The following is a 15,084-nucleotide window of genomic DNA, read 5'->3' as shown; positions in this document are numbered from 1 at the left end:
TTTTCATGCAGAAATTCTTTTTTAAGTCCTCAATATTGTTTTTGATTATTGCATTTTCATCTTGTGCATTCAAAGCTAGAAACTCTTCAATTGGAATGAGCGGCGAAAATTTAATTGCATTAAACAAAGCTGCGAAAGAAGCAAAAATATCAAACCCACATAAAAAACAATATATGTTTTTTAAATTCACAGAGAATCAAAAGGCACATTTTAGCAATGTCCGCTATAAAAAATCAGGCGCAGGCCTTTCTGTAAGAATTTCTTTTTCAAAAAATTCAATTTCAAAATCCATGGAAAATGTTTTTGCAATGGGTTTTTTATTTGACGATGATTTTTCAAACGGAACTTTAAAAACGTCAATATATTCAAGAAAACTTATAACCGGAAATTTTTCGGACTTTGAATCCGAAGATTTTAGAGTTGTATTTTCAATTGCACAAAATGATATTGTTCCAGCCGGATTTTTTGTATACGGAAATGTAAAATTCAAAGTAACAGAAGCGCAGATAACAGAAGCGGCGCTTGGCTGGGAAAATGAAAATATTCCGCTTTTTGCATTTGGACCAAACGGAGGAAAAATAAAATGGAATTTTAATTCTGCGGATTTCAGTGATGCAAAAAATCTTTTTCCAGATCAAAATATTCCAACACGCATAATGCCAAAAATTGAAATTGGAATTTCAGCTCCAAACGACATCGGCACTTTTAAAAATCAGAAAAGAGTTTTAGTTACAGCAGGCGAAGAAAAATTTTCAATACGGCTTTCAAAAAATGAAAACTCAAAAACATTGCAAACTTCAGCATTAAAAAGTCCTTTTGAAAAAATTGACTTGCAAGAAAATAAAGAGCTTGTAAAAAAACTTATAATGAAGTCTTCGGATTCAGTATTTGCGCAAGACACAAATGGAAAAGTTTTATTTCCATTGAAAACAGACTTGGGTCTTGTAAACAACTGGCCACAAAAAAATTGGAGACGAAACGACTACGAGCTTTTTGAATGGGAGATTTTTCCAGGAGTCTTATTTTTTGATTTTGCAGATTACAAAATTCAAAATCAATTTTTTACAAGAATCGCATATTTTGTTGAAAAAGCCGGATACAAAGGAACTTTGGTTTCTGATGACTTTGTGGAAAATAAGCACGGCTACAATGCGCACGACTATAAGGCCGATGACTTAGCAAATTTCTTTTCTTTAGTTGAGCAAGAAAATTTTCAAATAAACAGATATGAAGAAATTTTAAAAGAAATTCTGATTGCAAATAAAATCATACAAAAAGACAAAGATGAATTTAAAGCCGGAAAAGGCGCAGTCGTTTCGTTCAGCAGGGAATCTCCAGAATATCTTAGGCATACTTTTATGGCGCATGAAAGCTGGCACGGAATTTATTTTACTGACGAAAGTTTTAGAAATCTCGTTGCAACTTGCTACAATATGTTTGACAAAGACTCTTTGAATTTTCTAAAGAAATTTTGGGAAACGCAGCCGGGACTTGGATATGACACAAACAATGAATATTTAATGCAAAATGAATTCATGGCTTACATAATGCAGCAGTCTTTTTCAAATGTAAGAAATTATTTTCTTCAACTTGCAGGGCGCGGCTCAGTAAACAGAATTCAGCCGGAAAGCGCAGAATATATAAGGAACACAAACGCACAGGCTTTTGTTGATGCGGCAGAAATTTTAAACAGCTACGCTTTTGATAATTGGGGGCTTGCTTGCGGAAGAGTCGCGCTTGTTCAAAGACTGGACTAGTTTTTAAATTAAATCAATGTTAAATTGCTTTTCACTTTCAATAGTACTTGGAGAACCGTGTCCAGGGAAAACAACAGTTCTATTTGGAAGTGAAAAAATCTTATCCTTAATTTTTTTGCAAAGCAATTTATGGGAATACTGGCTCAAAGTGCTTCCCGTTACTCCAGAAATCAAAGTGTCGCCTGTAAAAACCACATCCTCAATTTTATAAACCATGCTGTCTGGAGAATGTCCTGGCACAGAAAAAAATTCAACATTAAAACCTGCAATCTTTATAATTCCGTCTCCATTTAAAATAGAACAATCCATTCCGTAAATTCCAGCATCAGCGGCATACACTGCAGGAGTATAGATTTTTTTGAGAGTTCTAAGACCTTGTATATGGTGAGTATGTTTGTGCGTAATTAAAACCGCAGATAATTTGTAGCCGCCTTCTTCAATTAAATTTATTGTTTCCATATCAATTTTTCCTGGGTCAACAATAATCGCTTCTTTTATATCGGGATTTTCATTTAAAATTGTATAGCTGTTTGTAAATCCGTCTATGCACAAATGAAAATAAACTTTCATAACTCCTCTTCTCCTTCAGATTCTGAAAAGTCTTCAATCAAGCCGCTTTTGTTTCTGTCAATTAAAGCTTCCCGCGTGTTTGAAAGTTTAAATGAAACGTGCTCTCTTGCGGAATTATAAAATATCGCTTTTTTGAGATTGCAGTTTTTCATTGATGTGTTCATAAGAATTGCGCGAATAAAACGGCTATTGTAAAAATCCGAATCGTCAAAGCTGCATTGGTAAGCAGTTATTCCGTTGTAATTGTTATGAACCAAATCGCTTCCAGTAAAAACCACGTGAATAAATTTCGAACCGGAAAAAGAAGAAAACTGAATGTCGCTGTTCAACATATCGCAGTCTGAGAATGTTGAAAAATCAAGTGTGCATATTTTAAATTTTAATCCAGTTGAATGTATGTTTGAAAATGTTGAATGCTGAAAATTGCAGCCGTAAAATTTCTTGCCTGAAAGATCAACGCCGTTCACGGATATTCCGTAAGCGCAAAGTCCGATAATTTTTTCATGTGAATTTATATAGTTCAACAGCGATGTAAGATGACCAATTTTATCTTCCGTATGCTCAAAGCAAAAGCCCGGCTCGTGCGGAATAATTTCATTGTCGCGGATTACAGAAAGCGCAGGGTTCTGACATTCCTTGCACTGGCACTTGTTAGTCACAAACATACTTAACTTTACGTTATTGAAAACATTTAGTCAAATAGTCATTTCAAAGCGCAAGAAATGCAGATAAAAATTTAATGCAAATCTTTTAACGAAACAATTTCGTATCCATTTTCTAAAATCGAAGAAATCAGCAAATCCAATTTTTCATAAAGATAATCTCGGCGTGTTCCGTCCATATTTCCAATCGAAACTGGAATTACAATTCCGTCATAAAGATTTTCAGCAAGAGAATCAACAAGCGAACTGGCATCCAAATATTCATTTCCATTTTTCTTGCTTTCTTCAAATGTAATTCTATCATTGAATTTGTTAAAAGCTTCAACATAATTATAACCAGCTTCTGCGCCTGCATTTTTCATAAGCTGATTTGAATGATAAAAAGGAGCGTGCCAATAAAGCGAAAGTTCTTTTCCTGTCGCAGTAAAAAATTCATCTTCATTTCTTGCAAGTCCACGCTGAATAAAATCCTTGTCAATTATAAAATTATTTTCAAGCAAGTCGGCGCAACTAAAAAACATCGAAGCGCATTCATTTCCAGAAAATGCAATTTGCTTTGCCTTGTGCGGATAGCGTCGGATAAATTCTCCGTTCAAAAAGAAAGTTCCCTTTACTCTAAAATCATCAAGTGTATAAAGAACTTCTGCAAGTCCTTCTGAATTTTTCAATGCGTCAAAAACAAGAGAAGCTTTTTTTAGAGGCTCTGAATATTTTTCAGTTTCCTTATAAACAGAATATGTTTTTGTTTTTCCAGAAAGAGATCTTACATAAATTGAATTTGAAAATTTTGAATTCACTGAAGAACCAAGAAAGACTCTGTACCTTCCGTTTTTTTCAAGCCGTGAAAAATTTTCTGTAGAAGACGACAAGATTGTTCTCCAAGTATTTTTGTCCGCCTCATAAACAAATGTTTCCTTTGAAATTTCAGACTTGCACAAAATTTTCCCATTGCTCCAATATGGCTGGCAGGCAGAAGAGAGGAAAAGAAGTTTTTCATCTCCACGGAAATTTACAAGCTTTACAGTTTCTTCTCCGCCAATATAAATTGAAAAATTTCCGTTCCAAGCAGCCGAAACAATTTTTTCCTCTGGCTTTGACAAAATATTTTTCTGCGCAGAAATATCATATACAAAAAATTTTCCAGAATCTGTATAAGCAATTTTTTTTCTATCTGGCGAAACAACAGGAGAAATAGAATTTTCAGCTTTAAACAAAAGCTCCATTTTTTCTTTTACAGAATAAGCATAGCTGACTCTTTTTGGATTTTCAAAAGAAAAAGAATCGCACCACAAAACTGGTGAAGATGTTCCGCTCCAGAAAATATTAAAATCATAGCTGCTTCCGTCTATTTGTGAAAAAGGAAATACTCCTTCCGGCTTTAAATAGCTAAGTTCATCGTTTTCTGTAGCAGAATAAATATAAAGAGCATTTTTACTTGAAACTATCGCAAATTTTGTTCCGTCTTCATTTGTCCAAAATTTATCTTTTAGCGGATCAAACGCTTTTGGAATTCGTCCGATAATTTTTCCGCTTCCAATAAGAGATGCGTAAAGACCTCTTGTGTAAAGCTCATTTTCTTCAATTAAAAAAACAAGGTCATTTGAAACGTAAATTATATTTCCATTTTGAGTCCACTGAACATTATCGATTGTGCCATTTCCAATTTTTCTATAGCTTTCAGGCAAATTTATTTTTTTGAAAAGTTCGCTCGGAGTTATAAAATATACACAGCCATCTTTTTCATAAAGAAGAAACTTGCTGTCTGGCGACCATTTTGCATTTATGGACTTGTAGCTGAACGGAGTTTTTTCAAGAAGAATTTTTTCTTCATAAGTTTTACAGTCAACAACCAAAAGTTTTCCAGTTGTGTTTTTTGTTTTCTTTACATAGCAAAAATAATTTCCATTAGGACTTTCAGAAATTAAATTCGCCCGGCTGTAGTTTTCTGGAATTCCAAAAGCAAGAGAAGTCCATTTTAAATTTTTATCTTCAACAGAATATTTTGCAGTTCCGTATCTGTTTCTAATCTGAAGAATTTTATTTTCGTTGAGCAGCTCCATTTTTTCCGGGAAGCAAGTCAAAATCACAGGCTCTTTTTTTATTTTCTGTTCATCAAGCTGAGTGAAAAAAAGCGACTTGTAAGAAAGTGTTCCCGGAATATTTTGTTCAGCGGAAAATATAAGAAAATCATCTTTATTTAAATCCAGACTGCCAAATTCAATCTGAGAAAAAGCTGGAAAAATTAATGCAAAGAAAACTATAAAAGCAAAACTGCGCAACTTGAAATTTCTGTTCATATAAATTTCCTCTAAAATTTATTTTAAAACTGTAAGCGGATCTACAAGCTTTGAATTTTTATAAACTGTAAAATGAAGATGCGGACCAGTAGAATATCCGGTGTTTCCAACAAGTCCAATCTTCGCGCCCTGGCTAACAACCTCGCCTTTTTTCGCAATAATTTTACTCATGTGCGCATACAAAGTCTGGTAGCCGTCATAATGATTTATAATCACATAATTTCCAAAGACCGAAGAAAATCCTGTATATGCAATTTTTCCGCTCATGGATGCATAAATTGGAGTTCCTGTAGGACAAGCCATGTCAATTCCAGTGTGATGGGATGCAACGCCAGTAAACGGATCTGCGCGCGAACCAAATCTTGAAGTAAGTCTGTATTTTATTTTCAGCGGATTTGCAAAAAGTTCTCCCATTGCCTTTCTTAAAGAATTGCTGTCGAGCCTTGCGCCTGGAATAAAAATTTTCTGTCCTTCCTGCAATTTTTCAGATGACAAGTCATTTATATCAAGCAAATCAGAAACAGCAACAGAATATTTTTTTGAAATAGAATCAAGCGTTTCATTTTTTAAAACCGAATGAACAAGACCATCTACAGAAGGAACTGAAAGTTTTTGGCCTGCATAAATTGAGCGGACGTTTCCGATATTGTTTACAGCAATCAATGTTGAAATATTTGAAAGTCCGAACTTTGAACTTATTCCACTTATCGTATCTCCCGGTTTTACCGTGTAATTTTGGAAAACAACAGGCTGTTTTAAAAGAATTGAATTAGCCTCAACTTTAATTCCGTCTTCAGAAAAAATATTTCCTTCGCTGTCAAAATATGAAGTCCGGTCAAAAGCAAATTCGCTCATCGCATTATCAAGAGCCTGAAACTCATCCATTGAAACAGGATTCAGATTTATATTTTTTGCAAAGCTTTCAGAAAAAGAAATAAACTTGGAAACAAAAAAAGGCGAAGCTATGCACAAAAGCACAACCGGAACAAGCCATGCAAACCGGGAAGCAATTTTAATCCGTTTTCCGGCAACTCCAATCTGCCCGCGAAGATTCTGAATCAACGAGAAAATATTAAAATCCGCTCTAACTGAATTTGAGCTAAAAACATTGCGTGTTCTATAAACTGTTTTTGCTGAAGCACGAGCACTGCGCAAAACATTGTGTCGAATCAAGTGTGTAGTATTTTTTCTAAAGCCAGAAGATTCCAAGCAATTTATTATTTCCATATTTTCAATATCGACAAAAAAAGTTTTTGATATTAGCAATTATTGACGATGAATATAATAATGAAAAATAAATCACAAGAACCAACTTTTTGGAAATACATATTCGCAGGAATTCTTATAGGAGCGGTAATAAAAATTTTTGTGCTTGATATTCTTTCAGTGCAAGGAATTTCAATGGAACCTGCAATTCAAGATAACGAAAAGATTTTAGTCTGCAAACTTTCATATGGAATCGTAAATCCATTCGGCAATTCAACTTTACTCAGATGGAACAATGCAAAAACTGGCGATATTGTAATTTATTTTTATAAAAACAATCTCGTTGTAAAAAGGTGCATTGCCACAGAAGGCGAATCCCTAGAATATTCATCAGATTCAGGATATACTTTGCACGTAGGAGAAAAAAATTACTCGCTTACAGAACTTCAGTATAATCTGATAAAAAACAGCCCTTGTGTTCCACGAGGAATGATTCTTGCAATAGGAGATAATTTTGAAAACTCAATTGACTCAAGAACTTACGGCTTTGTGGCTCAGAAAAATATTTTGGGCAAGGTGATTTTTAAATGAGTGTTTTTTTTAATAAATTCCGGATTGGATTTATTTTTTTTATATGCGCAGTCGGGCTGGTTTATGTTTATGTGAAATTTGTAAAGCTGGCTTTTTATCCGCAGAAAAAAACAATTACAGTTCCAGTAACAATTGAGCGCGGTTCAATTACAGACAGAAATGGAAAGCCTCTTGCAGTCCAGACAAATTTTTATCATTTCGTTGTAACTCCAAAACTCATAAAAGCCCCAGATGAATTTGCTGAAAAAGTTTGCGAACCATTAAACATGGGAATACAGGAAATAACGCAAAAAATTCAAAATGCTAAAAATGCAAATTTCATTTACATCAAGAAAAAAATTTCCCAAGAACAATACGACGAGCTTATAAAAATAATTGATGAAAATAATTACTACAATTTCACCCGCTTTGACAAAATTCCCGGTCGTCTTTATCCTGAAAATTCTTTGGCAAGCCAGCTGATTGGCTACATGGGCGATGACGGAACAGGACTGAGCGGAATTGAATACTCCAAGCAAAATATTCTTTCCCCAGAGCCGAATCCTGACGCAACTGGAACAATCCACGGAAGCAATGTTTACTTAACAATTGACTCTGGACTTCAGTATAAGCTTGAAAAAATTGCAAAGCAATCAATGGAAGAAACTCAGGCTGAAAGTTTGATGCTGATTGCCGCTGATGCAAAAAACGGAGAAATACTTTCATACATCAGCTTGCCATCTGCAAATTTAAATGAATACTCTTCCGCTTCAACGCAGGAAATGACAGACAGAGCATCTGTTACAGCTTACGAACCGGGAAGCGTATTTAAAATTTTTTCAGTTGCATCATTTCTTGATTCAAAATCAATTACTGCCGATGACAGTTTTTTGTGCGATGGAATTTATCAAAGACGAACTTCATCAGGCGAAACAATCAGAATAACTTGTCTTGACCACCATGGCTGGCTTAACGCAAGAAGCGCGCTAAAATATTCATGCAATGACGCGTTGGCGCAAATGAGCGAAAAAATAACAACTGAAGAATTTTTATCTTATATCAGGCGGTTTGGATTTGGAGAAAGAACTGGCGTCGAACTTCCGTCTGAAACTAGAGGCTCAGTAAAAAATCAGAATGACAGATACTGGTCTGCACGAAGCAAGCCCACAATGTCAATCGGCCAGGAAATAAGTGTAAGCGCGCTGCAAATGGTTCAGGCCGCAACCGTTCTTGCAAACAAAGGTGTTCAGATAAAACTTACATTTATAAAAAAAATAGCGGACATCGATGGAAAAACTGAATATGAACATGAGCCGACTTACGGAAACCGTGTTTTAAAAAGCTCAACTGCGGACTATCTTTTAAGCTGCATGGAAACAACTGCAAAGAGTGGAACAGGAACAAGAGCTTCGTTAAGAGATATTTCAATTGGTGTAAAAACCGGAACTGCGCAAATGGCAGATACCGTGAACGGCGGATATAGCAACACAGATTTTCTTTCAAACTGCATGGCGATTTTTCCAATCGAAAATCCGCAGATTGTTTTGTATATCGTTATTGAAAAAGCAAAAGGTGAAACTTACGCAGGAAGAATCGTAGCTCCAGTAATTGCAAAAGCCGCTGATGAAATAATCGATCATCTTGGGATCAACCGAGAAGGAGCCGCAAGTCTTGAGCATTCAGGCCGAATTACAATAAAAGAAAATTTGCCGCTTTCAATTGGAAAGGTTGTGCCGGATTTTACAGGTCGTCCAAAAAGAGACTTGATTCCGCTTTTGGCAAGAGATGACTTGAACTTTGTAATAAAAGGCGAAGGCTGGGTTGCCGCACAAAGCCCAGAACCGGGAACGCCGATAACGGAGAATATGACTATTGAACTCGATTTGGAATAAAAATTATTCTTTGTTTAAGGAGCGTTTTCCAGAACTTTCAAATTCACTAGAAGTTAAGTTTTCAAATGAAATCGAATTTGAAACTGCAAAAAACGGAAGCCTGAGTGCAAAAAGAAAAAATCTTTTGCTGCATTCAAAATACAATCCTGAAAAAGAAGCTGACAGTCTTGTAAACGGTTTTGACTCAGAAAAAAAAGACACTGCGATTTTTCTTGGATTTGGCTTAGGATACGGACCTATAGAGTTTGCAAAAAAATTTCCAGAGCCAACTTTAATTATAATCGAAGAAGACACACAATCTTTTTTTTCCGCATTAAACGCTATAGACTGGTCTCCAGTTTTTGAACATAAAAAACTAATTTTTATAATTGGAGCTTCAGTTGAACAAACTGCCGCATTAATTTCAAACTGCTCTTATTCTAAAACTCATATTTTTAAAACAAAATCCCACACTGCGCACAAACAGGAATATTTTGATTCAATTGAAAACGTAATATTTCAAAACAAGCAAAAGGAAGAAGTCAACACAAACACTCTCGAAAAGTTTTCAAGACTTTGGCTAAGCAACAGCTGCAAAAATTTAGATTACATTGAAAAACTAGACGGAGTAAATAAATTCTTAAATAAAGCAAGTGGAATTCCTTTTGTAATTATAGCGGCAGGTCCGACTTTAGAAAAAATTCTTCCGCACTTGAAGGAAATAAAAGACAGAGCAATAATTGTCTGCGTAGACACTGCTCTCCATTCGTGCCTGGAATTTAACATTGAGCCGGATTTTATAATTCTTGCCGATCCGCAATATTACTGTTCACTTCATCTTGAATTTTTAAAATCGCCTGAATCCATTCTTGTTACAGAAATCGCAGTTTACCCTTCTGTGTTTAGATTTCAGTGCAAAGAAATTGTTCTTTTTTCTTCAATGTTTCCAATTGGAAAATTTTTTGAAAATAATACTAATAAAAAAGGTTTGCTTGCAGCCGGCGGAAGCGTAACAACAACAGCGTGGGACTTTGCAAGAATGTGCGGAACTTCTGAAATTTATTTAGCAGGAATGGACTTGGGGTTTCCAAACAAAGAAACTCATGTCAGAGGCTCAAAGTTTGAAGAAAAAATTCATTGCGAAAGCAGCCGAACAAAAACTTCTGAAACAAAAAATATTGAAACTTTATTTTCAGCTGCTCCGTTTTATGCGAAAAACTACAACGGAAATGAAATTTTAACAGATAAAAAAATGCAGCTTTTTTCATGGTGGTTTGAAAAAAATTGCACAACCGCAACCGCACAGGGAATAAGAACATTTTCACTTACGCCAGAAAGCCTTGCAATAAACGGAATAGAAAAATTCAACGTGGAAGATTTTCTTTTAAAGCCAGTCATAACAGCAGAAAGAAAAATATTTTTTGAAAAAGCTCAAGAAAATAAAAAAGAATTATCAAAGCAAAAAGAAATTTCTTTTGAACAGCAGAAAAGTCAGTTCTGTGAAAATTTAAAACTTCTTGAATCCCTTGCAAAAAAAGGAATCAATCTTTGCAACAAAGCGCTCCGCTCTCCTCTTGCAATTCCAGAAGTTTTTAGCAAGCTCAATGAAATAGATAAAAAAATTTCATCGTCTTCCGCAAAGGACGCAGCAGCCCTTGTATTCCCTACGCAAAGGCAGCTTGATTCCCTTTCAGAAAAAATCCCAAATAATTCTCAAGCAGAAAAAAAACTTTACAGCATAAGATATTCCAATCTAATTTACACTGAACTTTTAAAATCCATAAATCTATATAAAAAATTTTTTCCAAATTCCAATTAAAGTTTTTTTAAGCCTCACCGATAATATAAATGTGCAGTGATAGAAATTTACTATAGGCGGTTCTTTTGAGAAATCTTAGAGGACATCCAGACGCCTGTAAAGAATTTCCATACATCTCAACAAAGATGTTAAATATCTCCGTGAGAAAAGATCAGAGGATGTTGCCTTTGGTCTTTTCATTTTTTTAAATAAAATTGCATGACCAGTTTTTATAGATACCCCATATTAACTTTTCTAAAATTCTGCCGATAATAAAATGAATAGGAAAGATTTATGGTCAAATACAAAGTTGCAGAAATAAAACCTGACACACATTTCAACTCAGATGTAATGCTTGACTCTCTTTTTTTGCTGACAACTCCGCCTTGCTCAGTAACAGCAGAAGCGCTTTCATGTTTAAAGAAGTGGGGATTTCTTGAAGTCTACAGCGAAGATGAAAAAACTCTTTCCAAAATTGAAGAAGATAAAAATCCAGAAAAAACAGAACATAAGCAAATTTCACTTGGAGAAACAGAATCAGTAGATCTTTCAGAATTTACAGATGAAGAAGATTCTGTTCCAGAAGAGCAGATTCCTGAAAAATTTAAAACAAGCGAAGAAGTAGACCTTTCAGAATTCACTTCGGAAACTCCAGAGCCAGAAAAAAAAGCCCAGCCACAAGTCCAACCTCAGCAGATTTTTCAGCAGCCAAACCCAACGCCAGTTTTTCAGAATCCAGCTGCGCAAATGCAAAACGCCTATCAAAATTTTTCAGCAAATGCAAATCAGCAGTCCGCGCAACAGCAGCCTTTTAATTTTTCTTCAGAGCCAGTTTCTATTTCAAAAGAAGAAGACAACAGAAAGCTTTTAGAATCTCAAAACGCCTATGACAAATTCATGGAATTTATAAATTACGTCTACACAAAATATGCAACTCAAAAAATAATCTCACTGCCTGAACTAAATGGAAAAGTGCTTGAGCTTTGCAACTTTGTAAGAGAAAATAAAAAATTTCTGCTTAGAATTTCACCAAGCTATGAAGCAAGAAATAAAAATTTTTTAATAAGCCACAGCCTTAGAACTGCAATTTTTGCAATCATAATCGGACTGCAAATAAGAATGCCTTATGAAAAACTTATTGAACTTGGAGTTGCAAGTATTCTGCATGAAATAGGACAGATAAGACTTCCGCCGCAGCTTTACATGAACAATAATCCGCTTAGCCATTCAGAAAAAGCGCAGATGCAGACTCATACTGTAATCGGGTATAATATTGTAAGAAACGCAGGACTTCCGCTTACAATTCAACTGGGAGTTTTGGATCACCACGAGCGTGAAAATGGAACTGGCTACCCAAGGCATCTTTTAAAAAACAATATTTCACTCTACGGAAAAATAATCGGCGTTGCTTGCTCATTTGAAGCAATTACAGCTCCAAGAAATTTTAGAGAAGCAAGAACAACTTATGAAGGCATGATTGAAATGCTAAAGAACAGCAACCATCTTTATGATGAAACTGTAATCAAAGCGCTTTTGTACAGCATTTCGCTTTTTCCAATCGGAGCATTTGTTTTTCTTTCAAACGGAAGAGTCGGACAAGTTGTTGATGTTTCTCCTACAAGCCCTAAAAATCCTATTGTTCAAATTGTGGGAAGCGTAAATCCAGACGGAACTCCAAAAAGGATTCAGACAGATGACAACGCAATAAAAATTGTGCGCACAATGAATAAAGAAGAGTCCGCTGATTTGCGAAAAGCTCTTGGCGACACTTTGTAAAATTCAATCAGTTGAAAAAACTTTGAACCTTTTGCACTTCTTCTTTAAAAGACTTGTCAACAACTGGCGGATGGTCGTTAAAAAAAAGAATCTGCTGAAGCTCTTCCTGAGTATGAGTTCCCCAAACAGGAACAACATTTTCAAACTGATGCAAAAAACCAAAAGCCAAAGGAATGTCGTTTACAACTCCACCGTTCAATGGCTGGGAAGCAATGCAGCCAACTTCCTTTTCCTGGCACAATTTTACAAGAGCCTTCACTGAATCTGGCGAAATCATGCTGAACGGAAACTGAACAACTTCGTAAAGTCCGCTTTCAATAGCCTCTTTTGCAATATCGTAGTTTTCTGTTGCAATTCCAATATGCTTAACAATTCCCTTTTCTTTTAAAGACAAAAGCTCATTGTAAATTCCGTCCATGCCGTTTTTCTTTGGAACAATAAGCGGATTTTCAAGCTGAAACAAATCAAGAGTGTCGCTTTCCAAAGACATAAGGCTTTCATCTAAATCACGGCGGATTTCATGCAAGTCCTGGCCAGAAGTTTTTGTCGCAAGAATCACGTTATGCCTGATTCCATGCAAGGCAGTTCCAAGACGTTTTTCACAGACTGGCTTGGAATGCGAAGTATCAAAAAAATTCATTCCGCCAGCATAAGCCTGATGAACAATAGCGCAAGCCTTTTCATCCGCATCTTCACCGAAACTTTCGATTTCCTTGCAGTCAAGACTTTCCGCGCCAAAACCAGTGCGGCTAACTAGAAGATTTGTTTTTCCAAGAGCAACGTATTCCATAACTTGCAACCAGCCTTAAATAAGTCTAATGACGAATTTTGCCAATACAACTACTAACTGTCATTCATGTGCCACGACAATTGTCATTCTCCGGCTTGCTCGGAGAATCTAGCAAATGTAGATTGCCGAATCAAGTTCGGCAATGACAAATGACAGTTAAACTGTTAGCGTTTTACAGGAACATAAGATTTTATTTCCTTTTGAATGAAAGGAATCAAATCGTCAAGAGGAACTCTCTTTTGTTCCATTGAGTCACGGAAACGCACTGTAACAGTATTGAAATCCGCGCTGGAAGAATCAAGCGTGTCATGGTCTACTGTAACACAGAATGGAGTACCAATTTCGTCCTGGCGTCTGTAGCGTTTTCCTATTGTTCCGCTCTGGTCATAATCAGTAACAAAATCTTCTTTTAAGATATGCTGAATTTCTTTTGCCTTTTCTGCAAGTCCGTCTTTTTTCATCAAAGGAAGAACCGCAACAGTAACAGGCGCAAGACGAGGATCAAGATGAAGAACTGTTCTAAAGTCTTCGCTCTCGCCTTCTTTTGCAACATTCTGCTCTTCGTAAGCTTCACAAAGGAACATAAGGAAGTTTCTGTTAAGTCCGGCGGAAGTTTCAACAACATAAGGAATGTAGCGTTTGTTTGCGTCGTCCTGATCGATGTAGTGCATATCTTTCTTTGAATACTGCTCATGCTGCGAAAGGTCAAAGTCTGTGCGGCTGTGAATTCCCTCAATTTCCTCAAAGCCAATCGGGAACTTGTACTGAATATCGTAAGCGTCCTTTGCGTAGTGGGCAAGCTTGTCGTGGTGATGCCAGTTAAGATGGTCTTCTGCAATTCCGTATTTCAAATAGAAATTCCAGCGGTCTTTTCTCCAGCGCGCAAAAGTTTCATCTTCTGTTCCTGGCTTGCAGAAATATTCCATTTCCATCTGCTCGAATTCACAAGTGCGGAAAATAAAATTCTTGAAGATAATTTCATTGCGGAACGACTTTCCAACCTGGGCAACTCCGAACGGAATTTTCATTCTGTTTGACTGAACAATATTCTTGAAATCTGTAAAAATTCCCTGGCAAGTTTCCGGGCGAAGATAAACCAAAGAAGCTTCTGTGGCAACAGGTCCCTGATGAGTTTTGAACATCAAGTTAAATTCACGCACATCAGTCCAAGAATGCTTTCCGCAAGTCGGGCAGTTAATCTTTTCATCAATAAAAGCCTTCATTTCTTCATGGCTCATTGTATCAACCGGCTTTGAAGGAGTTTCGCCAGTCTTGTCAAAATAATCTTCAATAAGCTGATCAGCGCGGAATCTGGCCTTGCATTCTGTGCAGTCAATCATCGGATCAGAAAAATGCCCTACATGGCCGGAAGCTTCCCAAGTTGTGTGATGCTGAAAAATAGCTGAATCAAGACCAACAACATCATCATGAAGCTGAGTCATGTAATGCCACCATTCGTTCTGAATGTTGCGCTTGAATTCAACGCCAAGAGGACCGTAATCCCATGCGCCAGCCATTCCGCCGTAAATTTCAGAAGCCTGATAAACAAATCCTCTTCTCTTGCAAAGACTGATGATTTTGTCCAAAGTGCAAGCATGCACATCTTTTTCTTTTGCCATAAAAACCTCATCTTCGACACTGGTGTGTGCCGCATAAAATTCAATTTGCAGATTTTAGCACATAAATTGATTTTTGCCTATATTCGGAAGAATTTTCAGAAAGGACAAGCAAAGTATATTTAAACCTTTAGCCTTCATTCTGAAGTAATACTTCCTAAGAGGCTAAGA

General features: G+C 36.2%; 11 protein-coding genes. 5 read left to right on the top strand and 6 right to left on the bottom strand.

Going from position 1 to position 15,084, the window contains the following annotated elements; genetic code table 11:
* Positions 1-5 precede the first annotated feature (5 nt).
* The gene (locus B4C08_RS04390; RefSeq protein ID WP_296663351.1) at positions 6-1,757 is read left to right on the top strand and encodes a hypothetical protein; all 1,752 of its coding nucleotides are present in this window, start codon (positions 6-8) and stop codon (positions 1,755-1,757) included.
* A gap of 3 nt (positions 1,758-1,760) precedes the next feature.
* Here the strand turns inward: B4C08_RS04390 and B4C08_RS04385 are convergent, their stop codons facing one another.
* The 4 genes from B4C08_RS04385 to B4C08_RS04370 form a co-directional block, all read right to left on the bottom strand.
* On the bottom strand, positions 1,761-2,327 hold the full coding sequence (locus B4C08_RS04385; protein WP_296663349.1) for an MBL fold metallo-hydrolase: 567 nt from the start codon (positions 2,325-2,327) through the stop codon (positions 1,761-1,763).
* Positions 2,324-2,992 (bottom strand): pentapeptide repeat-containing protein, encoded by a 669-nt coding sequence (locus B4C08_RS04380; protein WP_296663346.1) that lies wholly within the window; start codon positions 2,990-2,992, stop codon positions 2,324-2,326. Before B4C08_RS04380 ends, B4C08_RS04385 begins: the two co-directional genes overlap by 4 nt.
* Before the next feature lie 71 nt (positions 2,993-3,063).
* Positions 3,064-5,286 carry a polysaccharide deacetylase family protein gene (locus B4C08_RS04375; RefSeq protein WP_296663345.1) on the bottom strand — a complete coding sequence of 741 codons (2,223 nt, stop codon included), beginning with the start codon at positions 5,284-5,286 and terminating at the stop codon, positions 3,064-3,066.
* 18 nt (positions 5,287-5,304) lie between these two features.
* The gene (locus B4C08_RS04370) at positions 5,305-6,513 is read right to left on the bottom strand and encodes a peptidoglycan DD-metalloendopeptidase family protein (protein WP_296663342.1); all 1,209 of its coding nucleotides are present in this window, start codon (positions 6,511-6,513) and stop codon (positions 5,305-5,307) included.
* Between the two features lie 60 nt (positions 6,514-6,573).
* Here B4C08_RS04370 and lepB point away from each other — a divergent pair, with 60 nt between their 5' ends.
* The 4 genes from lepB (at position 6,574) to B4C08_RS04350 (ending at position 12,507) form a co-directional block, all read left to right on the top strand.
* The gene (gene lepB, locus B4C08_RS04365; RefSeq protein WP_296663339.1) at positions 6,574-7,083 is read left to right on the top strand and encodes a signal peptidase I; all 510 of its coding nucleotides are present in this window, start codon (positions 6,574-6,576) and stop codon (positions 7,081-7,083) included.
* On the top strand, positions 7,080-8,954 hold the full coding sequence (locus B4C08_RS04360; protein ID WP_296663337.1) for a penicillin-binding protein: 1,875 nt from the start codon (positions 7,080-7,082) through the stop codon (positions 8,952-8,954). The genes lepB and B4C08_RS04360 overlap by 4 nt, the downstream gene beginning before the upstream one ends.
* A complete protein-coding gene (locus B4C08_RS04355) occupies positions 8,935-10,752 on the top strand; it encodes a 6-hydroxymethylpterin diphosphokinase MptE-like protein (RefSeq protein WP_296663334.1) in 1,818 nt (605 codons plus the stop codon). The genes B4C08_RS04360 and B4C08_RS04355 overlap by 20 nt, the downstream gene beginning before the upstream one ends.
* A gap of 273 nt (positions 10,753-11,025) precedes the next feature.
* Positions 11,026-12,507, top strand: a complete 1,482-nt coding sequence (locus B4C08_RS04350; RefSeq protein WP_296663330.1) for an HD-GYP domain-containing protein — start codon at positions 11,026-11,028, stop codon at positions 12,505-12,507.
* A 7-nt stretch (positions 12,508-12,514) separates the two neighbouring features.
* Here the strand turns inward: B4C08_RS04350 and B4C08_RS04345 are convergent, their stop codons facing one another.
* Positions 12,515-13,297 carry an aldo/keto reductase gene (locus B4C08_RS04345; protein ID WP_296663327.1) on the bottom strand — a complete coding sequence of 261 codons (783 nt, stop codon included), beginning with the start codon at positions 13,295-13,297 and terminating at the stop codon, positions 12,515-12,517.
* 164 nt (positions 13,298-13,461) lie between these two features.
* Complete coding sequence (locus tag B4C08_RS04340) at positions 13,462-14,916, bottom strand: glycine--tRNA ligase (protein ID WP_296090111.1); 1,455 nt, start codon at positions 14,914-14,916, stop codon at positions 13,462-13,464.
* Between the last annotated feature and the right edge of the window lie 168 nt (positions 14,917-15,084).

Origin of the sequence: Treponema sp. UBA753, assembly GCF_002297325.1 — a bacterium.
Taxonomy (GTDB): Bacteria; Spirochaetota; Spirochaetia; order Treponematales; family Treponemataceae; genus Treponema_D.
The sequence above is the reverse complement of the archived record's forward strand: the minus strand, read 5'-3'. Positions and strand labels throughout refer to the sequence as shown.

Excerpts from the sequence above, each read along its gene's own strand:
- B4C08_RS04390 (WP_296663351.1), top strand. The coding sequence starts at position 6 with ATGCAGAAATTCTTTTTTAAGTCCTCAATATTGTTTTTGATTATTGCA.
- B4C08_RS04385 (WP_296663349.1), bottom strand. The coding sequence starts at position 2,327 with ATGAAAGTTTATTTTCATTTGTGCATAGACGGATTTACAAACAGCTAT.
- B4C08_RS04370 (WP_296663342.1), bottom strand. The coding sequence starts at position 6,513 with ATGGAAATAATAAATTGCTTGGAATCTTCTGGCTTTAGAAAAAATACT.
- B4C08_RS04350 (WP_296663330.1), top strand. The coding sequence starts at position 11,026 with ATGGTCAAATACAAAGTTGCAGAAATAAAACCTGACACACATTTCAAC.
- B4C08_RS04375 (WP_296663345.1), bottom strand. The coding sequence starts at position 5,286 with ATGAACAGAAATTTCAAGTTGCGCAGTTTTGCTTTTATAGTTTTCTTT.
- lepB (WP_296663339.1), top strand. The coding sequence starts at position 6,574 with ATGAAAAATAAATCACAAGAACCAACTTTTTGGAAATACATATTCGCA.
- B4C08_RS04380 (WP_296663346.1), bottom strand. The coding sequence starts at position 2,992 with ATGTTTGTGACTAACAAGTGCCAGTGCAAGGAATGTCAGAACCCTGCG.
- B4C08_RS04360 (WP_296663337.1), top strand. The coding sequence starts at position 7,080 with ATGAGTGTTTTTTTTAATAAATTCCGGATTGGATTTATTTTTTTTATA.
- B4C08_RS04345 (WP_296663327.1), bottom strand. The coding sequence starts at position 13,297 with ATGGAATACGTTGCTCTTGGAAAAACAAATCTTCTAGTTAGCCGCACT.
- B4C08_RS04340 (WP_296090111.1), bottom strand. The coding sequence starts at position 14,916 with ATGGCAAAAGAAAAAGATGTGCATGCTTGCACTTTGGACAAAATCATC.